Origin of the sequence: Vibrio sp. 10N.247.311.49 (assembly GCF_041467655.1) — a bacterium.
In the GTDB taxonomy this organism is placed as follows: Bacteria; Pseudomonadota; Gammaproteobacteria; order Enterobacterales; family Vibrionaceae; genus Vibrio; species Vibrio crassostreae_C.
In genome coordinates this window covers 49,258-67,760 of sequence record NZ_JBFSVA010000019.1, presented here as the reverse complement: position 1 = coordinate 67,760, position 18,503 = coordinate 49,258, and the positions used below count along the sequence as shown (strand labels likewise).

18 protein-coding genes are annotated in these 18,503 nt (G+C 44.7%); 8 read left to right on the top strand and 10 right to left on the bottom strand.

What is annotated here, in order from left to right; translation table 11 throughout:
• Positions 1 to 6: 6 nt before the first annotated feature.
• Positions 7 to 1,044, top strand: a complete 1,038-nt coding sequence (locus AB6E54_RS17055; RefSeq protein ID WP_017062242.1) for a type IV pilus twitching motility protein PilT — start codon at positions 7 to 9, stop codon at positions 1,042 to 1,044.
• A gap of 14 nt (positions 1,045 to 1,058) precedes the next feature.
• Positions 1,059 to 2,168 (top strand): PilT/PilU family type 4a pilus ATPase, encoded by a 1,110-nt coding sequence (locus AB6E54_RS17050; RefSeq protein WP_017062241.1) that lies wholly within the window; start codon positions 1,059 to 1,061, stop codon positions 2,166 to 2,168.
• A 74-nt stretch (positions 2,169 to 2,242) separates the two neighbouring features.
• On the opposite strand, the gene AB6E54_RS17045 is transcribed toward AB6E54_RS17050, so the two are convergent.
• The 9 genes from AB6E54_RS17045 to metK form a co-directional block, all read right to left on the bottom strand.
• Complete coding sequence (locus AB6E54_RS17045) at positions 2,243 to 2,380, bottom strand: hypothetical protein (RefSeq protein WP_170791814.1); 138 nt, start codon at positions 2,378 to 2,380, stop codon at positions 2,243 to 2,245.
• A gap of 99 nt (positions 2,381 to 2,479) precedes the next feature.
• On the bottom strand, positions 2,480 to 2,902 hold the full coding sequence (gene ruvX / locus AB6E54_RS17040) for a Holliday junction resolvase RuvX (protein ID WP_017062240.1): 423 nt from the start codon (positions 2,900 to 2,902) through the stop codon (positions 2,480 to 2,482).
• A 60-nt stretch (positions 2,903 to 2,962) separates the two neighbouring features.
• Positions 2,963 to 3,526: a YqgE/AlgH family protein gene (locus tag AB6E54_RS17035; protein ID WP_102333139.1), complete on the bottom strand. Its 564-nt coding sequence runs from the start codon at positions 3,524 to 3,526 to the stop codon at positions 2,963 to 2,965.
• Between the two features lie 116 nt (positions 3,527 to 3,642).
• Positions 3,643 to 4,593: a glutathione synthase gene (gene gshB / locus AB6E54_RS17030; protein WP_372106483.1), complete on the bottom strand. Its 951-nt coding sequence runs from the start codon at positions 4,591 to 4,593 to the stop codon at positions 3,643 to 3,645.
• A 9-nt stretch (positions 4,594 to 4,602) separates the two neighbouring features.
• Positions 4,603 to 5,334: a 16S rRNA (uracil(1498)-N(3))-methyltransferase gene (gene rsmE / locus AB6E54_RS17025; protein ID WP_065584115.1), complete on the bottom strand. Its 732-nt coding sequence runs from the start codon at positions 5,332 to 5,334 to the stop codon at positions 4,603 to 4,605.
• 153 nt (positions 5,335 to 5,487) lie between these two features.
• Entirely contained in the window at positions 5,488 to 6,219 is a 732-nt protein-coding gene (locus AB6E54_RS17020; RefSeq protein ID WP_102333138.1) for an endonuclease, read from the bottom strand.
• A 151-nt stretch (positions 6,220 to 6,370) separates the two neighbouring features.
• Positions 6,371 to 6,871, bottom strand: a complete 501-nt coding sequence (locus AB6E54_RS17015; protein WP_017067801.1) for a SprT family zinc-dependent metalloprotease — start codon at positions 6,869 to 6,871, stop codon at positions 6,371 to 6,373.
• Positions 6,872 to 6,951: 80 nt separating this feature from the next.
• Positions 6,952 to 7,749 (bottom strand): DUF2189 domain-containing protein, encoded by a 798-nt coding sequence (locus AB6E54_RS17010; protein WP_017067802.1) that lies wholly within the window; start codon positions 7,747 to 7,749, stop codon positions 6,952 to 6,954.
• Between the two features lie 368 nt (positions 7,750 to 8,117).
• Entirely contained in the window at positions 8,118 to 9,272 is a 1,155-nt protein-coding gene (gene metK, locus AB6E54_RS17005; protein WP_017062234.1) for a methionine adenosyltransferase, read from the bottom strand.
• 357 nt (positions 9,273 to 9,629) lie between these two features.
• Here metK and tkt point away from each other — a divergent pair, with 357 nt between their 5' ends.
• The 5 genes from tkt (at position 9,630) to mscS (ending at position 16,691) form a co-directional block, all read left to right on the top strand.
• Positions 9,630 to 11,624, top strand: a complete 1,995-nt coding sequence (gene tkt / locus AB6E54_RS17000) for a transketolase (RefSeq protein ID WP_048605833.1) — start codon at positions 9,630 to 9,632, stop codon at positions 11,622 to 11,624.
• A gap of 211 nt (positions 11,625 to 11,835) precedes the next feature.
• The gene (gene epd, locus AB6E54_RS16995; protein ID WP_017066020.1) at positions 11,836 to 12,885 is read left to right on the top strand and encodes an erythrose-4-phosphate dehydrogenase; all 1,050 of its coding nucleotides are present in this window, start codon (positions 11,836 to 11,838) and stop codon (positions 12,883 to 12,885) included.
• A 166-nt stretch (positions 12,886 to 13,051) separates the two neighbouring features.
• Positions 13,052 to 14,215 (top strand): phosphoglycerate kinase, encoded by a 1,164-nt coding sequence (locus tag AB6E54_RS16990; protein WP_017059064.1) that lies wholly within the window; start codon positions 13,052 to 13,054, stop codon positions 14,213 to 14,215.
• A gap of 155 nt (positions 14,216 to 14,370) precedes the next feature.
• Positions 14,371 to 15,447, top strand: a complete 1,077-nt coding sequence (gene fbaA / locus AB6E54_RS16985) for a class II fructose-bisphosphate aldolase (protein ID WP_010435694.1) — start codon at positions 14,371 to 14,373, stop codon at positions 15,445 to 15,447.
• 377 nt (positions 15,448 to 15,824) lie between these two features.
• The gene (mscS, locus tag AB6E54_RS16980; protein WP_017063201.1) at positions 15,825 to 16,691 is read left to right on the top strand and encodes a small-conductance mechanosensitive channel MscS; all 867 of its coding nucleotides are present in this window, start codon (positions 15,825 to 15,827) and stop codon (positions 16,689 to 16,691) included.
• Positions 16,692 to 16,787: 96 nt separating this feature from the next.
• Here the strand turns inward: mscS and AB6E54_RS16975 are convergent, their stop codons facing one another.
• On the bottom strand, positions 16,788 to 17,417 hold the full coding sequence (locus AB6E54_RS16975; protein WP_017059061.1) for a LysE/ArgO family amino acid transporter: 630 nt from the start codon (positions 17,415 to 17,417) through the stop codon (positions 16,788 to 16,790).
• 142 nt (positions 17,418 to 17,559) lie between these two features.
• Between AB6E54_RS16975 and AB6E54_RS16970 the strand changes: the two genes are divergently transcribed.
• Entirely contained in the window at positions 17,560 to 18,456 is an 897-nt protein-coding gene (locus tag AB6E54_RS16970; protein WP_017068706.1) for a LysR family transcriptional regulator ArgP, read from the top strand.
• Positions 18,457 to 18,503 lie beyond the last annotated feature (47 nt).

Below are 18,503 nucleotides of genomic sequence, written 5' to 3'. Positions count from 1 at the left end.
AAATAAATGGATATCACTGAGTTACTAGATTTTAGTGTAAAGCATAACGCGTCAGATCTACATCTTTCTGCGGGTGTATCTCCAATGGTACGTATAGATGGTGAAGTAAGGAAGCTTGGAATCCCAGCTTTGAGTCATGCTGATGTGCATCGTTTGGTTTTTGAGATCATGAGCGATTCACAACGCGGCGAGTTTGAAGAAAAACTGGAAGTCGACTTCTCTTTTGAATTACCCAATGTTGGTCGCTTTCGTGTTAATGCGTTTAACCAAGCCCGTGGCTGCTCAGCTGTCTTTCGAACTATCCCTGTCGAAATCCCGACTTTAGATCAGTTAGGTGCACCTGAGATCTTCGAAAGGATTGCTAACTACGAAAAAGGGTTAGTGCTCGTCACTGGTCCAACTGGCTCTGGTAAATCAACGACTCTTGCGGCGATGGTTGATTACGTAAATCGCAACCACAATAAGCATATTCTGACGATTGAAGACCCGATTGAATTCGTTCACACCAATAATAAATGCCTAGTCAACCAGCGTGAAGTTCACCGTGATACTCACAGTTTTAAAGCGGCACTGCGCAGTGCCTTACGTGAAGACCCAGACGTGATTCTGGTTGGTGAACTTCGTGACCAAGAGACGATTAGCTTAGCGTTAACCGCAGCAGAAACGGGTCACTTGGTCTTTGGTACTCTGCACACCAGTTCTGCGGCTAAAACGATCGACCGTATTATCGATGTGTTCCCAGGTAGCGATAAAGATATGGTTCGTTCGATGTTGTCTGAATCACTGCGCTCGGTGATAGCCCAGAAGCTGCTAAAGCGTGTTGGTGGTGGTCGTGTGGCGTGTCATGAAATCATGATGGCAACACCGGCGATCAGAAACTTGATTCGTGAAGATAAGGTCGCTCAGATGTACTCGATCATTCAAACGGGCGCAGCGCACGGCATGCAGACCATGGAACAAAATGCGAAGCAGCTGATGGCGCAGGGCTTGGTTGATTCGGAAGAGGTCGAGAAAAAGATCGAAATTGAAACCTCAATGTTTTAATCAAGGTGGACACAATGGAATTGAATCAAATCCTTGAGGGAATGCTTTCTCAAAAGGCATCGGATCTTTATATCACGGTTGATGCGCCAATCCTTTTTCGTGTGGATGGTGAATTACGCCCCCAAGGAGAGAAGCTGAATGCGGCTCAAGTTGCTCAATTACTTGATGCGATGATGGAACAAGACCGACGTGATGAATATCAGCAAACGCGTGAGGCTAATTTTGCGATTGTGCGTGACTTTGGTCGTTTTCGTGTCAGTGCATTCTTTCAGCGAGAGCTACCTGGAGCGGTCATTCGACGTATCGAGACTAACATCCCAACCTTTGAGCAACTAAAGCTTCCTGATGTACTACAGGACCTATCAATAGCTAAGCGCGGACTTGTGCTGGTGGTTGGTGCGACAGGCTCTGGTAAGTCGACCTCAATGGCTGCAATGACAGGCTATCGCAACACCAATCGCTCGGGACATATCTTGACGGTTGAAGACCCGATTGAATTTGTGCATGAACATAAAAAGTGCATCGTGACACAGCGTGAAGTTGGACTCGACACCGAGAGCTATGAAGTCGCGCTTAAGAACTCGCTACGCCAAGCACCAGACATGATCTTGATTGGCGAAATCCGTAGCCGTGAGACCATGGAATACGCGATGACCTTTGCTGAAACGGGTCACTTGTGTATGGCAACCTTGCACGCCAATAACGCTAACCAAGCGCTAGAGCGTATTCTTCATTTGGTGCCGAAAGAGCAGAAAGAACAGTTCTTGTTTGACCTATCGATGAACCTGCGTGGTGTCGTCGCTCAGCAACTCATTCGCGACAAGAATGGCAGCGGGCGTCATGGTGTATTCGAGATTCTGCTGAATAGCCCTCGTGTTTCTGACTTGATTCGTCGTGGTGAACTGCACGAACTGAAAGCAACCATGGCTAAATCGAAAGAGATAGGTATGCAGACCTTTGACCAAGCTTTGTATGATTTAGTGATAGCAGGCAAGATCAGCGAAGAGGATGCGTTCCACAGTGCCGATTCTGCTAATGACTTGCGCTTAATGCTCAAAACTAGACGTGGTGATGACGACTACGGAACTGGGGCGTTGGCTGGTGTGAAGATAGATATGGGGTGATAAAAAACGCCTGATTTGATTCTAGGTTAAAATCAGGCGTTCATCATATTCATCGTTCGACTGCGTCTGTATTATCAACGCTTCTTGTTCTTAGGCTCGCTGATTACGTCTGCGTCAGTCGAAGTATGATTCATATAACCTGCATTATTGGAGCTTGTCGAACTGCATGCTGATATTGCTAGAGCTACGAAGATTGCTAGAAAAATTTTCATGTGAACTCCCACTTACCTAATAATGAATTGCTTCGACATTACGTCGTAATATCATTATAGGATCACAAAGGAGTTTAATCTTTGAGCTCTTAATTTTCGTTATGAATATTGTGCTTCAAACCAGCTCTCTAAAATGACGACTGCAGACTGGTTATCGACATTGCCTTTGCTTAGCGCTTTATAGCCGCCCATTTCAAAAAGGTCGGCTCTTGCTTCTGTGGTCGAGAGTCTTTCATCATGTAGTTCAACATCGACACCAAATCGTCCTTTAAGGCGGTTAGCGAACTTCTTCGCTCTAGGTGTAATGGTTGCTAAGTCTTTACCATGAAGGTCGGTAGGAAGGCCGACTACAATCAGGTTCGGCTGCCACTCCTTAATTTGTTTTTCGATATCGTCCCAATTTGGGATGCCATCTTTGGCTTTAAAAGCTTTTAGAGGGCTTGCGGTGCCCGTGATTTCTTGTCCTATCGCACTGCCGATACTTTTTGTACCGTAGTCAAATGCCATAATTGTTCGTGACATGGGGTTTCCAAATTTATCTGTGTTTGAGAGTGTCTGTTTATTTTATTTAGCTGATTTGAACTAGGCGTGGCCAGCGTCTGCTGAAAGCTGAGCCGCATTTATTCCTAACATCTGCACGGCGACTTTCCAGCGGTCAGAAATCGGTGTATCGAAGATGACCTTCGGATCGGCTTCAACGGTTAACCATGAGTTCTCGGTCAGTTCGGTTTCCAGTTGTCCCGGTTCCCATCCTGCATACCCAAGTGCGACTAAATAATTCATCGGCTCATCTTCTGTGCCCAACACCATCAAGATATCTTTTGAAGTCGTCACCGAGATTTGATCTGTCATGTTGATGCTGGATTGATAGCTGCCTTTAGGTTTGTGCAAAATAAATCCACGGTCTTCTGCGACCGGTCCACCATTCAATACAGGCTTATCAAGACTTGCTTGGTTGGGTTTTGGCTGATCAGAATCAACCTCAACTTGCTTAAGCATGCTACCGACAGTGACATCAATAGGGGCGTTGATCATCAAACCCATCGCGCCTTCGTCATTGTGCTCACAAAGGTAAATCACCGAATTTTGAAAGTATGGGTCTTTCATTCCGGGCATAGCAACCAGAAAGTGGTTCGTTAAATTCATAGAGCCTCCTGCCAGTGTGTTCCCAGTAAAGGAAAAAGAGCGGCGTAAAGCCGCTCATTGTTCTTTGCCTAGATATTTCTGTGTTTTCGAATAGCTAAGGCTTTCTTTAGTTTAGGCTATTTAGCGTTAACGCGACGCTCAATTGCATCCATTAATTTACCTGTAACTGAAATATCAAAAGCGGCTTCAATTTCACGGATACAAGTAGGGCTAGTCACGTTAATTTCAGTCAGCTTGTCGCCGATAACATCAAGCCCAACAAAGATTAAGCCTTTCTCTTTCAGTGCTGGAGCAACTGCTCTTGCGATAACCCAGTCTGTTTCACTTAGAGGACGAGCTTCACCTGTACCGCCAGCAGCAAGGTTACCTCGAGTTTCCCCTTTTGCAGGAATACGCGCTAGACAGTAAGGCATTGGCTCACCGTCAACCACAAGAATACGCTTATCACCATTGCTGATGTCTGGAACAAAAGTTTGTGCCATTGCGTAGTTCTGACCGTGGTTGGTCAAGGTTTCAATAATAACTGATACGTTTGGATCGCCTTCTTTCACACGGAAGATAGACGCGCCGCCCATGCCATCAAGTGGTTTTAGAATCACGTCGCCGTGTTCTTCTCGGAACGCTTTAATTTTTTCAGCTTTACGAGTCACGATGGTGGTCGGTGTCAGTTCAGGGAACCATGCCGTGAACAACTTCTCGTTACAGTCACGTAGGCTTTGTGGTTTGTTGACGATCAGTGCGCCGTTCTCTTCAGCACGCTCAAGAATGTAAGTTGCGTAGATGTACTCAGTATCAAACGGAGGATCTTTACGCATTAGTACCGCATCTAAATCGGATAGCGCGATAGTCTGTTCTGATTTGAACTCGTACCAACCGTTTGGATCTTCTTTTAGTTCAACAACCTTAGTGTCAGCAATGGCTACGCCTTGATCTAAATGTAGATCATCCATTTCCATGTAATGGATTTCGTAACCACGACGCTGAGCTTCAAGCATCATGGCAAAGCTAGAGTCTTTTTTGATGTTAATGGATGAAATTGGATCCATTACGATGCCAAGTTTGATCATTTTTTTCTCCTAGCCTAGATCGCCAAAACGGACTTGTAAGGCAGTAATTGCGGTTAGAGCTGCTGTTTCGGTACGAAGTACACGTGGGCCGAGTAGCGTCTCTTCAAATTTGTATTGTTCTGTCATGCCGATTTCTTCAGCCGACAAGCCACCTTCAGGGCCGATCAATAGGCGTACCTTACTGATAGGTTCTGGAAGGGTATTAATTGAGTATTTTGCACGAGGATGTAAGTTCAGCTTTAATGCTTCACTCGGTTCGCTACACCACTCTTCAAGTTGCATGATAGGGCGAATGACTGGAACCGTATTGCGGCCACACTGTTCACACGCCGCGATAGCAATCTTTTGCCACTGTGCGAGTTTTTTCTCGAAGCGTTTTGTATCAAGCTTAACGCCACAGCGCTCTGAAATTAAAGGGGTAATGGTGTTCACACCAAGCTCAACCGATTTCTGAATCGTGAACTCCATTTTGTCGCCACGTGAAATCACTTGGCCTAAATGTAAGTCTAACGGAGATTCGCTGCTGCGTTCGATGCGTTCAGAAACATTAACGGTGACATTTTTCTTTGATACTTCGGCTATCGTCGCAGGGAATTCAGCGCCACTGCCATCAAATAGAAGGACTTCTTGGTCTTCTTTCATGCGAAGGACACGACCAACATGACCCGCGGCATCTTCGCCTAAAGCGAGTGAACCTAACTGATGAATGCGTTCTGGGTGATGAATACGAGGGATTCTCATGCTGGTAAACCTATAAATATGTTCATTTGGGTATTTTGTCTCTGCCTAACATGGATGCTTTTAGTTGAAAAAACAAGGGTAGAGCAAGAGTTTCAGGGGCAATTCTGAAACTCTTGTTTGAGATAGTTAGGAATGTTGATTGTACGAGCGACGTTATTTACAAGCAGGGTAAACAAATGGGTTGTGATTACCTTGGATGGCATAGATTCGCTCATCACGAGTACATTCCCACTTGTCGACAGGAAATTGCTTGTTCCACGCCATCATTAGGTTGGTTTGTTGCTTAGATAGTTTGAAACCATACTCTTGGCTCATGTAAAGGTAAGTACGCGCGATAGAGCCTTTTGCTCTGTCTGGCGGCATAACTTTACGCTGCTTGAAGTTGACCTGCATTTCGCACTGACCATAGCTCACGCCATCCATTCCATTCCACTGGCTGAAGTTGTAGTTCGAACGGTCACCATTTACTTCACCGATAGCTGGCGTTAGGTTGTGGAGATCGGCTTCCATGGACTTGAATACTTTGTCATTGCGAGTGCAGTTCTTGCGCCCGCCATCTTGCCAGCACTGACGCTGGTGGCCGAATTGCCAAGCTGGAACCACGTGTTCCCACTCAATTCGACTCGCTCGCTTTTGTTGTTTTCGGACTTGATAACCACAGCCGTCAAGGTCGGGAATCCCTTTCTTTTTGTCCTTCCATGTAATGTCACAACCACAATAAAATGAAGTCGGGTGGTCGAGATAAATCTTCACCGCTTCTCTTTTTGCTTTGGAGAATGAGCTCGGTGGTGCGGCGAAAACGCTTTGGGTTACCAGTAGGCCAAATACTATTGATAAGTAAAAAGACACAGGTAGGCCAAATGCTTTGATGGTGAGTTTTTGCATAGAAAAAGACTGATAAAAGTATGATAAACATCAGTCTAGCACTCAAAGGATGAGTTTCTCCATTACATTTCTATCATCAACTTAATCGAGTGTTGCTTTCTGAAATAAAAAGGATGGGGTTACCAAATCGAATAGGTGCGAGTCTAGGACTTTAGCTGAGCTGTGTGCCTGTGAAGGATAAGGTTTGATTGCACAGCTGGCAGCGATAGGTCGATTGATTTCGAAGCACTTTATTGTGTCGTCTGATTGATAATGGGTAAGTGGTGCACTCACATCGATATTCAAAGGTTTTCCCTTGAACTGAAGCTATTTCAAAGCTGTGAGTTGTTTTGGCTGGAACGTTGAATACCTTTTCCATCACGTATTTCCACTCGTTTCCGTGAGGCCTAACACGTCCGAAAACCTGATGCGTGATTAGGTGTGCGAGCTCATGCGGCACAACTTCGTTGATGAAGGCGTCTTCATTTTCAGAAAATAGTACGTGGTTGAGCTTAATTTCGTTGAGCTGAAGGTAGGCCTTTCCCGCTGCTTTACCTCTTAACTTGAAGGTGATAGTTGGGTGTGGAAATTCACGAGAGAAATGTTGATTTGCGATAGCTAGGCACTCGGCCAATTTCTTATTTGCTCGATGTTGTTGCGGGGTGTAAGACAAACGTTGTTAACTCCAAATAAAAGACCTCAGCGTTTAAGCCAAGGCCTCATCATAACATTGCTTTTTGATCTAGCGATGCTTTACACGTGATGTTTTTTCTTAATGATCTCGTGATAAGCGTGCCATGTACCATAACCAAGTAGCGGCATGGTGACGATCATTCCGATGCCGTAGGTGGCAAAACCCACCAGAATACCGGCACAAATAATACTTGCCCAAACCACCATTGCAGGAATGTTCGATTTCACGGCATTAAAGCTAGTGAAAATCGCACTCATCACATCAACGCGTCTCTCCATCATTAACGGAATTGAAAATGCTGAGATGCTAAATATGAGGCTTGCGATGACAAAACCAATCACAGAACCCGTAATTAAGAAGGGAGCGAACTCAGCCAATGGTGCGCCTTGCACTGAAGGGTAGAGCGCGTGCAATAACGCAGCGATACGCATCCAGAATATCATCGCAACCATCAACACAATCGCAAAGGCCCATTGGTGGGTCGAGTTGCGAGTGATGGCTTTCATTGAGTGCAGTAGGCTGGCGTTATGGCCTTTTTCTCTTTCCCAAGCTGCGTCATACAAGCCTAGGGCAAGAAACGGCCCTATCAGCATGTACACGATCAGGCTTGGCATCACGACTAAGTGTGTTCCTTGCCATTGGACAAGTTGAACAATCGCAATTGCCGCTCCCATAAAGCACAATCCGTAAAATGCGCTGATTAATGGCATTCTTACTAAGTCATGCAGAGCAAGCGACAACCAATGAAAGGGTGCGGAAATACTGATTTGGTTGCAAGGAATGGTGCGAGCGTAATCCTTATCGCTGACCTTGTGTTTTTTATCGTTCAGTTCGGATGGGTGCGCGGTACGAGGCATAGATCCCCCTAGTTAAATAACGTCCTAGTTATAATTCCATAAGGCTCATCGATGTGGCTTGTGTGAGAGTTATGGTGTTGAGCTAAATTGCTCTTTGTCATCCCAGTTATTGTTCTAGCGTGCATTTAACGAGCGTTATCAGACTGAATTAATTTAAGTTAAATGTGAGCTTGATCGCCTAGGAGTTACCTTAACTATTGTCAGTAGTGCTAGAAAACACAAATTATCAGCGGCTTTTTATACTAAGTGGTTAACGGTAAAGAAGGGCGTTAGGGAAGGGTATTGTGAGTGAAAGTTCGGTAAGTACATAAAAATAAAGCCCTTACTAAGCAGTAAGGGCTTTAAAGGAACACATCGCAGTGGCTAAATTATTTTAGGCCAGCGAAGTCCGCAAGGATTGCTGCTTTGTCAGTCGCTTCCCAAGGGAACTCTTCACGACCGAAGTGACCGTATGCAGCAGTTTGCTTGTAGATAGGCTGAAGAAGGTTCAGCATCTCTTGAAGGCCGTATGGACGTAGGTCGAAGTTTTGACGAACAGCTTCAATGATGATTTCGTGTGCTACTTTCTCAGTACCGAACGTTTCAACCATGATAGATGTTGGATCAGCAACACCGATAGCGTAAGACAGTTGAATCTCACAACGGTCAGCCATACCAGCAGCAACGATGTTTTTCGCAACGTAACGTGCTGCGTAAGCTGCAGAACGGTCAACTTTTGATGGATCTTTACCTGAGAATGCACCGCCACCGTGACGAGCTGCGCCGCCGTAGGTATCAACGATGATCTTACGACCAGTTAAACCACAGTCACCCATTGGGCCACCGATTACGAAACGGCCTGTTGGGTTGATGAAGAAGTTAGTATCTTTGTTGATCCACTCAGCAGGAAGTACTGGCTTGATGATTTCTTCCATTACTGCTTCGCGTAGGTCAGGCGTTGTTACTGAATCACAGTGTTGAGTAGAAAGAACAACAGCATCGATACCAACGATCTTACCTTGGTCGTATTGGAAAGTAACTTGAGATTTCGCATCTGGGCGAAGGAAGTCAAGCTTACCGCTCTTACGTACTTCAGCTTGCTTCTTAACAAGAAGGTGAGAGTAAGTAATTGGAGCTGGCATTAGGATAGGAGTTTCGTTAGTCGCGTAACCAAACATGATGCCTTGGTCGCCTGCGCCTTGCTCTTTAGGGTCTTCTTTATCAACACCTTGGTTGATGTCTGGAGACTGCTTACCAATTGTGTTTAAAACAGCACAAGAGTCAGCGTCAAAGCCCATGTCAGAATGAACGTAACCAATTTCACGTACTGTTTCACGAGTGATTTCTTCGATATCAACCCATGCAGACGTTGTTACTTCACCGCCAACCATAACCATGCCGGTTTTAACGTAAGTCTCACAAGCAACACGTGCTTTTGGATCTTGTTCCAAGATGGCATCAAGAACAGCATCAGAGATTTGGTCTGCAATTTTATCTGGATGGCCTTCTGAAACAGATTCAGAAGTGAATAGGTGCTTAGCCATGAGAGCTCCACTTTTAGTTTTTGGTGTAAATAGTTTATGGCGTCGCAAGCTAGGAAGCGCCGCCATTAAATACAGTATATTTTGTAGGTGTTTCTACATCTAGACGGCTATTCTAAATTCCAGCGGTCGAATTACAAGCTCTTTTTTATGATATGTCATAACTAATCGTTTGCGTATCGATCGAGATAAGCCACTGCCAAGTGATGTAAATGTTCGAAAATTGCGAAAAATGACCGTTAAAATGCCAGTAAAACGTTTGCAGTCGCAATAGTCGTTTGAGAGAATACCCGCGCTAATAAAAATGAAAACTTTAGCAATTATCTCTTTTTTAAATCGCTTATGTATCCAGGAGCAGACATGCCTTCTCGTAAAGATCTAGCCAATGCAATCCGCGCACTTAGCATGGACGGTGTTCAACAAGCAAATTCAGGCCACCCAGGCGCACCTATGGGCATGGCTGACATCGCTGAGGTTCTTTGGCGTGGCCACTTGAACCACAACCCAGCAAACCCAGAATGGGCTGACCGCGACCGTTTTATCCTGTCTAACGGCCACGGCTCAATGCTGATTTACTCTCTGCTTCACCTAGCAGGTTACGAGCTTTCAATTGAAGATCTTAAAAACTTCCGTCAACTGCACTCTAAGACTCCAGGTCACCCTGAGTACGGTTACGCTCCTGGTATCGAAACAACGACTGGTCCTCTAGGTCAAGGCATCACTAACGCTGTTGGTATGGCAATGGCTGAGAAAGCACTGGCGGCACAGTTCAACAAAGAAGGCCACGACATCGTAGACCACTACACTTATGCATTCATGGGTGATGGCTGTCTGATGGAAGGTATCTCTCACGAAGCATGTTCTCTAGCAGGTACGCTAGGTCTTGGTAAGCTGGTTGCTTTCTGGGATGACAACGGCATCTCTATCGATGGTGAAGTTGAAGGTTGGTTCTCTGACGATACACCTAAGCGTTTTGAAGCATACGGTTGGCACGTAATCCCAGCAGTAGATGGTCACGACTCTGATGCTATCAACGCAGCGATTGAAGCGGCTAAAGCGGATCCTCGTCCAACGCTTATCTGTACTAAAACTATCATCGGTTTTGGTTCTCCAAACAAAGCGGGTACGCATGACTGTCACGGTGCTCCACTAGGCGCTGATGAAATCACAGCAACTAAAGCAGCATTGGGTTGGGAACACGGTCCTTTCGAAATCCCAGCAGATATCGCAGCTGAGTGGAATGCGAAAGAAGCAGGCGCAGCGAAAGAAGCAGCGTGGAACGCGAAGTTTGACGCATACGCAGCGGCTTACCCAGAGCTAGCAGCTGAATTCAAACGTCGTACTAACGGCGAGCTACCCGCTGAGTGGGAAGAGAAAGCAAACGCAATCATTGCTGATCTTCAAGCTAACCCAGCAAACATCGCTTCACGTAAAGCATCTCAAAACGCACTAGAAGCGTTTGGTCAAATGCTTCCAGAATTCATGGGCGGCTCTGCTGACCTTGCGCCTTCTAACCTGACTATGTGGTCTGGTTCTAAGTCTCTTGAAGCAACTGACTTTTCTGGCAACTACATCCATTACGGTGTACGTGAATTCGGTATGACGGCTATCATGAACGGTATCGCTCTGCACGGTGGTTTCGTGCCATACGGCGCAACGTTCCTAATGTTCATGGAATACGCGCGTAACGCAATGCGTATGGCTGCTCTGATGAAAGTTCAGAACATCCAAGTTTACACGCACGATTCTATCGGCTTAGGCGAAGATGGCCCTACTCACCAACCGGTTGAGCAGATCGCTTCTCTACGTCTGACTCCAAACATGAGCACATGGCGTCCATGTGACCAAGTTGAATCTGCAGTGGCTTGGAAACTGGCTATTGAGCGTAAAGATGGTCCTTCATCTCTAATCTTCTCTCGTCAAAACCTTGCACAACAAGATCGTAATGCTGAGCAAGTTGCTAACATCGCTAAGGGTGGTTACATCCTGAAAGATTGTGAAGGCAAGCCAGAGCTAATCATCATTGCAACTGGTTCTGAAGTTGAGCTTGCAGTTGAAGCTGCTGCACAACTAACCGCTGAAGGTAAAGCTGTACGCGTAGTATCTATGCCTGCAACTGACGCATTCGACAAGCAAGACGCTGAATACCGTGAGTCTGTACTTCCATCTGATGTTACAGCGCGTATCGCAGTAGAAGCTGGCATCGCTGACTTCTGGTACAAATACGTTGGCTTCGGTGGCAAGATCATCGGTATGACAACGTTCGGCGAATCTGCACCAGCAGGTGAGCTATTCAAGATGTTCGGTTTCACTACTGAAAACGTAGTAAACACAGCGAAAGAGCTTCTTGCTTAATCATTGACTGATGGCCTGTGCTAACAGTTAAATGAAGGAAAAACCGAGCGCTGAGCTCGGTTTTTTGTATCTGGGATTTGTTTCTTCTAGGCTTATCTCTACAAGCAACAGATTAACCTGTCCTAACTAAACGGGGTTATTCAAGTAATGCCTTTTGGGTAGGATTCAGTTATCATCTGTTGCACGAAATTTTGGTTAGATGTACGGAAATATGCTAAAAGTCGCGATAAACGGATTTGGAAGAATAGGGCGTAATGTATTACGCGCTGTCTATGAAAGTGGCAAAAGCCAACAAATCAAAGTAGTAGCTGTTAATGAGCTTGCTCAGCCTGACGCTATGGCTCATCTATTGCAGTACGACACTAGTCACGGCCGCTTCGGCAAGAAAATCTCCAACGATCAAGAGCACATCTATGTCCATCACGGCATTGGTGCGGAAGATAAAGGTGAGTTCGATACCATTCGTATCTTACATCTTGCTGATATTGAGCTGTTGCCTTGGCGTGACCTAGAAGTGGATATTGTTCTCGACTGTACCGGTGTTTATGGTTGCCGAGATGACGGCCTAGCGCACATTGCTGCTGGGGCAAAAAAGGTACTGTTTTCTCACCCTGGTGCCAATGACCTCGATAACACCATTATCTATGGTGTGAATCACGATACCATTGAAGCGGGCCACCGAATCGTTTCCAATGGTTCATGCACCACCAACTGTATTGTTCCTATCATTAAGGTTCTTGATGACGCCTTTGGCATTGAGTCCGGTACTATTACAACTATTCACTCTTCAATGAATGATCAACAAGTTATCGATGCGTACCACAGCGATTTGCGTCGTACTCGAGCGGCAAGCCAATCGATCATTCCTGTCGATACCAAGTTGCATAAAGGTATTGAAAGAATCTTCCCGAAATTTTCCAACAAATTTGAAGCTATATCTGTGCGTGTGCCGACGGTAAACGTAACAGCGATGGATTTAAGTGTCACAATTAATGCAAATGTGAAAGTTAATGACGTAAATCAAACCATTGTTAATGCATCCCAGTGTACATTACACAATATAGTTGACTATACTGAAGCGCCGCTCGTTTCCATCGACTTTAATCACGATCCCCATAGCGCAATCGTTGATGGTTCACAAACTCGAGTGAGCAACGGCCACTTAGTTAAAATGCTAGTGTGGTGTGACAATGAATGGGGCTTTGCGAACCGAATGCTGGATACGGTTCTTGCAATGCAAGCTTCTGAAGGCAAGAAGTAAGACCTAGAAGCAAATGTGCGGATTATTTATTTTTTAGCTTGAAATAAATACTAAGAGTCCACATATTATTGGTAGTGAAAGAATTACCAGTTGAATAATTTATAGGCTTAGCAGGGTTGCTGAGTTTCCAAAACTTTATATTTATTTAAATTTGAGAGGACAAATCATGTCTGTGATCAAGATGACTGACCTGGAACTTGCAGGTAAACGCGTATTTATCCGTGCTGACCTAAACGTACCAGTAAAAGACGGTAAAGTAACTTCAGATGCACGTATCCTTGCATCTCTACCAACTATCAAACTTTGCCTAGAAGCTGGCGCAAAGGTAATGGTTACTTCTCACCTTGGTCGTCCTACTGAAGGCGAATACAACGAAGAGTTCTCTCTAGCTCCTGTAGTTAACTACCTAAACGACGCACTAGACTGCGAAGTTAAACTAGCTAAAGATTACGTAAACGGCCTAGAGCTAAACGCTGGTGAACTTGTTGTTCTTGAAAACGTTCGCTTTAACAAAGGCGAAAAGAAGAACGAAGAAGCGCTTTCTAAGCAATACGCTGCACTATGTGACATTTTCGTAATGGATGCATTCGGTACAGCTCACCGTGCTCAAGCTTCTACACACGGTGTTGGTACTTACGCTCCTGTAGCATGTGCTGGCCCTCTTCTAGCTGCTGAGCTTGAAGCGCTTGGTAAAGCAATGGACAACCCAGCTCGCCCACTAGTGGCTATCGTTGGTGGTTCTAAGGTTTCTACTAAACTAACCGTTCTAGAATCTCTTTCTAAAATTGCTGACCAGCTTGTTGTTGGTGGTGGTATCGCGAACACATTCATCGCTGCTGAAGGCCACAACGTAGGTAAGTCTCTATACGAAGCTGACCTAGTTGAAACGGCTCAAAAGCTAATGAAAGAGTGTGCTATCCCAGTAGCAACTGACGTTGCATGTGCTAAAGCATTCGACGAAAACGCAGAAGCTGAAATCAAGCACGTTTCTGAAGTTCAAGACGACGACATGATCTTCGACCTTGGTCCAGATTCAACTGCGGCACTAGCTGAAATCATCGGCAACGCGAAAACAATCCTTTGGAACGGCCCTGTAGGCGTATTCGAATTCAAGAACTTCGAAGCGGGTACAGCTGGTATCTCTAAAGCAATCGCTGAGTCTGCAGGTTTCTCTGTAGCAGGTGGTGGTGACACGCTAGCAGCTATCGATAAGTTCGGTATCAAAGCTGACGTTTCTTACATCTCTACTGGCGGTGGCGCTTTCCTTGAATTCGTTGAAGGTAAAGTACTTCCTGCAGTAGCAATGCTTGAAGAGCGTGCTAAAGCATAATTGATTTAGAAAGGCGAGATGTGAATCTCGCCTTTTAACGTTTGCTGCATATCACACTTTTTTGCTAGAATGGCATAAGTTGTGAGCAAACGATTGCAAGTTTTTAAACTTAAGTTTTTTAATCTTAAAACGATAGAATAAATAGGACTATTTCCATGTCTAAGATCTTCGATTTTGTAAAACCTGGTGTGATTTCTGGCGATGACGTACAGAAAGTATTTGAAGTAGCAAAAGAAAACAAATTTGCTCTTCCTGCTGTAAACGTTGTTGGTACTGACTCTGTAAACGCAGTACTAGAAGCAGCTGCTAAAGTTAAAGCTCCAGTAGTTGTTCAGTTCTCTAACGGCGGCGCTGCATTCTTCGCAGGTAAAGGCGTTAAACTTGAAGGTCAAGGCGCACAAGTTCTTGGCGCTGTAGCTGGTGCAAAATACGTACACGCTGTAGCTGAAGCTTACGGTGTTCCAGTTATCCTGCACACTGACCACGCTGCTAAGAAACTTCTTCCATGGATCGACGGTCTACTAGACGCTGGTGAAGAGTTCTTCGCACAAACTGGTAAGCCTCTATTCTCTTCTCACATGCTAGACCTTTCTGAAGAGTCTCTAGAAGAGAACATCGAAACATGTGCTAAGTACCTAGAGCGCATGGCTAAAATGAACATGACAATCGAGATCGAACTTGGTTGTACTGGTGGTGAAGAAGACGGCGTTGATAACTCTGATATGGACGCATCTGAGCTTTACACTTCTCCAGAAGACGTAGCATACGCTTACGAGAAACTAATGGCTGTTAGCCCACGTTTCACTATCGCTGCATCTTTCGGTAACGTACACGGTGTTTACCAAGCTGGTAACGTTGTACTTACTCCAACTATCCTACGTGACTCTCAAGCATACTGTGCAGAGAAGTTCGGTATCGCACCTAACGCTCTAAACTTCGTATTCCACGGTGGTTCTGGTTCTTCTGAAGCAGAAATCCAAGAGTCTATCGGCTACGGTGTTATCAAAATGAACATCGATACTGATACACAGTGGGCAACTTGGGACGGTATCCGTCAGTACTCTGCTGACAACTTCGATTTCCTACAAGGTCAAATCGGCAACCCAACTGGCGAAGCTGCTCCAAACAAGAAGTACTACGATCCACGCGTATGGCTACGTGCTGGTCAAGCTTCAATGGTTGCTCGTCTAGAGAAAGCATTTGCTGACCTTAACGCTGTAGACGTACTATAATTCTTTGAATTAAGTACTCTTTAAGTTTTAAAAACCCGCTCATTGAGCGGGTTTTTTTATATCTGATAAAAACTTGTACTAAATATGTGAAAAACCTAGCGTGCGGTGAATAAATTTCGTAGTCTTTTAGTTATCGGTATTTGTGTTTATCGGTAAGTTTTAATAATTCAAAAGCTTACATAAATATGACTTTGCAATCTGTCAAAGATAGGATATCGTGCCGAAAAACTGAACTTGGTTCAGTTTATAAAAAGGACTTGGCTTTAATTTACTTTTAACACAATGACTTAACGGTAATTACACTGTTTATTATATTGCAGAGTAAATGAGGCTTAAGGCAGTTTAGCCCATAGCATATTATATAGAGGATGCACATTATGGCTGATAGTTCGACAGCGATTGAGACTCCACTTGTGGATGGTTTGTCTCAAGCAGAGCAGTGGTTAACAAATAATTCAGATTTATTTATCCAATATGGCGTAAATATCATTTCAGCACTGATAATTCTATTTATTGGTAACCTTATTGTTAAAGCAGTAGCGAATAGCGTGTCTAAGGTTCTTCAGAAGAAGAAAATGGACCGAGCAGTTGTGGAGTTCGTCCATGGTTTAGTTCGTTACTTGTTGTTTGTGATTGTTTTAATTGCTGCACTTGGTCGTTTAGGTGTTCAAACGGCATCTGTAGTTGCTGTTATTGGTGCGGCTGGTTTAGCCGTTGGTCTTGCACTACAAGGCTCACTATCTAACTTTGCTGCTGGTGTACTTATCGTTGCATTCCGTCCATTTAAGTCTGGTGACTATGTGGAAATTGGTGGTGTGGCAGGTTCAGTTGATTCTATTCAAATCTTCCAAACGGTTCTAACAACGCCAGACAACAAAATGGTTGTAGTACCTAACGGTAGCGTTATCGGCAGCCCAATCACAAACTATTCTCGTCATGCGACGCGCCGTATTGATCTAATGATTGGTGTTTCTTACAACGCTGATCTTCAGAAGACAAAAGCGCTACTGACTAAGATCTGTGAATCTGATGAGCGTGTACTGAAAGAACCTGGCGTTCAAGTTGGTGTTCATACGCTTGCTGATTCTTCAGTTAACTTCGTTGTTCGTCCATGGGTTAGCACTGCTGACTACTGGAATGTTTATTTCGACCTGATGCAAGCAATCAAAGAAGGCTTGGATAACGAGGGTATCGAAATTCCATTCCCGCAAATGGATGTACACATGAATAAAGTAGAAGCTTAATTCCTAGTTAGTTTTTATAACTATAAGCTTTTATAAGGAAAGGCGGATAACTTAGATTATCCGCCTTTTTTGTTGGTTTCATGAAGCTAAATAGATTTACCAGTATTGCTCAATAAGTCCATCGGTAAGCACCGTTGCTATGGCGAACATCATGGTTGCGACTGCGATATCAATGCCTTTCTTAACCTTAGGTTTAGATAGCGTCGGGCCTAGTTTTGCAGCGCCTAATGACAAAGAATAGAACCAGACGAACGAAGCCAATATAGTCCCCATAGCAAATGCAATTCTGTCGTTGCCTTCAAATTGCCCACCAATGGATCCAAGAATTACCACGGTATCCAAATAGAGATGTGGGTTTAATACTGTTACTGCCAATGCCCCTAAAATAACGGTGCGCTTGCCACGCGCTAATATCTCACCTTTCGACTCATCACTGGTGCGCACTTTGAATGCACTGCGTAGTGAGAGCAAACCATACACAGTCAGAAAAGCGATGCCACCTAGTGTCACTGAGGTAAGCAGTAATTCATTTTGCGACAAGATCGCTCCGCCGCCAAAAATGCCTAATGAGATAAACAGAGTATCGAGCAGGCTACAAATCGTTGCTGTCGTTAAATGATGATTGCGTTTTATCCCTTGATTTAGGACGTACGCATTCTGAGCGCCAATAGGGATAATCATACTTGCCCCTAGACCAAAACCTTGTAATAAAACCCAAAAACTCATTTTAACCTCCACTTATTTAACGATATTTACGTGCTATATGGCGAAGATACTCTGACCCTTTAAATAAGTATAATTAATGATTTTAATCCATTATTAGAGTTGCTAATGTGGTGGTGAGTTAGCTTAAAAAGGAAGCAAATTGATGCGCGGATTGGATTATAAATGGATTGAAGCACTGGATGCTGTAGTAAAACAACGTAGCTTCGAAAGGGCTGCTGAGCAGTTATATATCTCCCAGTCGGCGGTATCTCAACGCATCAAACAGCTGGAAAAGTGGTTGGCTCAGCCAGCCTTGGTGAGAGAAAGCCCGCCTAGGCCAACGCCTGCGGGTAAAAAACTACTGGGCTTATATCGCCGTGTTCGTTTGTTAGAGCACGAGCTTGTGCCTGAGTTGATGAATGAAGAGGGTAATCAACCACTATCGATATCCATAGCCACCAACGCTGATAGTTTGGCGACATGGTTGCTACCAGCTTTGTCGGATGTGATTAAGTCTCGCCAAGTCGAGTTGAATCTCGCGATTCATGGTGAGTCGAGAACCATTGAAAAGATTAAAAGTGGCGAGGTGGCCGGTGCAATCAGTTTGGAGTCTCAAGCGATTCCTGGCTGCAGTGCTGACTATCTCGGTAGGATGGATTATGTGTGCGTGGCTAGCCCTGACTTTCATCAGCGTTACTTTGCAGAGGGCGTAAACTACGCCACCTTAAGCAAAGCACCTGCGGTTTCCTATGATCAATACGATGATCTGCATAAGAAGTTTCTGCATGATCATTTTAACGTCCCGAGAGACAGTGTGATCAATCATACAGTCGGCAGTTCAGAAGCATTTGTGCGCTTGGCATTATCGGGTGTAGCCTATTGCTTGATCCCCCGATTACAGATTATCGATGAGCTCGAGTCTGGTGCTCTGATTGATATTACCCCTGGCTTTCTGCTCTCTTATCGCATCTATTGGCACCATTGGCAGCTTGAGAGCGGAGTATTAAAAGAGGTATCCCAAGCAATATTGAGTTTTGCTCACAATCACTTACCTCAGTAAACTGTTGGTTTTTTCAGCGTCAAAGTTCTGTTAGAAGTGTGTGCTCT

Bases quoted from the DNA above. Each gene is read 5' to 3' on its own strand.
- mscS (WP_017063201.1), top strand. From the start codon at position 15,825: ATGGCTGATAGTTCGACAGCGATTGAGACTCCACTTGTGGATGGTTTG.
- tkt (WP_048605833.1), top strand. From the start codon at position 9,630: ATGCCTTCTCGTAAAGATCTAGCCAATGCAATCCGCGCACTTAGCATG.
- AB6E54_RS17050 (WP_017062241.1), top strand. From the start codon at position 1,059: ATGGAATTGAATCAAATCCTTGAGGGAATGCTTTCTCAAAAGGCATCG.
- metK (WP_017062234.1), bottom strand. From the start codon at position 9,272: ATGGCTAAGCACCTATTCACTTCTGAATCTGTTTCAGAAGGCCATCCA.
- AB6E54_RS16975 (WP_017059061.1), bottom strand. From the start codon at position 17,417: ATGAGTTTTTGGGTTTTATTACAAGGTTTTGGTCTAGGGGCAAGTATG.
- AB6E54_RS16970 (WP_017068706.1), top strand. From the start codon at position 17,560: ATGCGCGGATTGGATTATAAATGGATTGAAGCACTGGATGCTGTAGTA.
- gshB (WP_372106483.1), bottom strand. From the start codon at position 4,593: ATGATCAAACTTGGCATCGTAATGGATCCAATTTCATCCATTAACATC.
- AB6E54_RS17055 (WP_017062242.1), top strand. From the start codon at position 7: ATGGATATCACTGAGTTACTAGATTTTAGTGTAAAGCATAACGCGTCA.
- AB6E54_RS17010 (WP_017067802.1), bottom strand. From the start codon at position 7,749: ATGCCTCGTACCGCGCACCCATCCGAACTGAACGATAAAAAACACAAG.
- epd (WP_017066020.1), top strand. From the start codon at position 11,836: ATGCTAAAAGTCGCGATAAACGGATTTGGAAGAATAGGGCGTAATGTA.
- fbaA (WP_010435694.1), top strand. From the start codon at position 14,371: ATGTCTAAGATCTTCGATTTTGTAAAACCTGGTGTGATTTCTGGCGAT.
- rsmE (WP_065584115.1), bottom strand. From the start codon at position 5,334: ATGAGAATCCCTCGTATTCATCACCCAGAACGCATTCATCAGTTAGGT.
- ruvX (WP_017062240.1), bottom strand. From the start codon at position 2,902: ATGTCACGAACAATTATGGCATTTGACTACGGTACAAAAAGTATCGGC.
- AB6E54_RS16990 (WP_017059064.1), top strand. From the start codon at position 13,052: ATGTCTGTGATCAAGATGACTGACCTGGAACTTGCAGGTAAACGCGTA.
- AB6E54_RS17035 (WP_102333139.1), bottom strand. From the start codon at position 3,526: ATGAATTTAACGAACCACTTTCTGGTTGCTATGCCCGGAATGAAAGAC.
- AB6E54_RS17020 (WP_102333138.1), bottom strand. From the start codon at position 6,219: ATGCAAAAACTCACCATCAAAGCATTTGGCCTACCTGTGTCTTTTTAC.
- AB6E54_RS17045 (WP_170791814.1), bottom strand. From the start codon at position 2,380: ATGAAAATTTTTCTAGCAATCTTCGTAGCTCTAGCAATATCAGCATGC.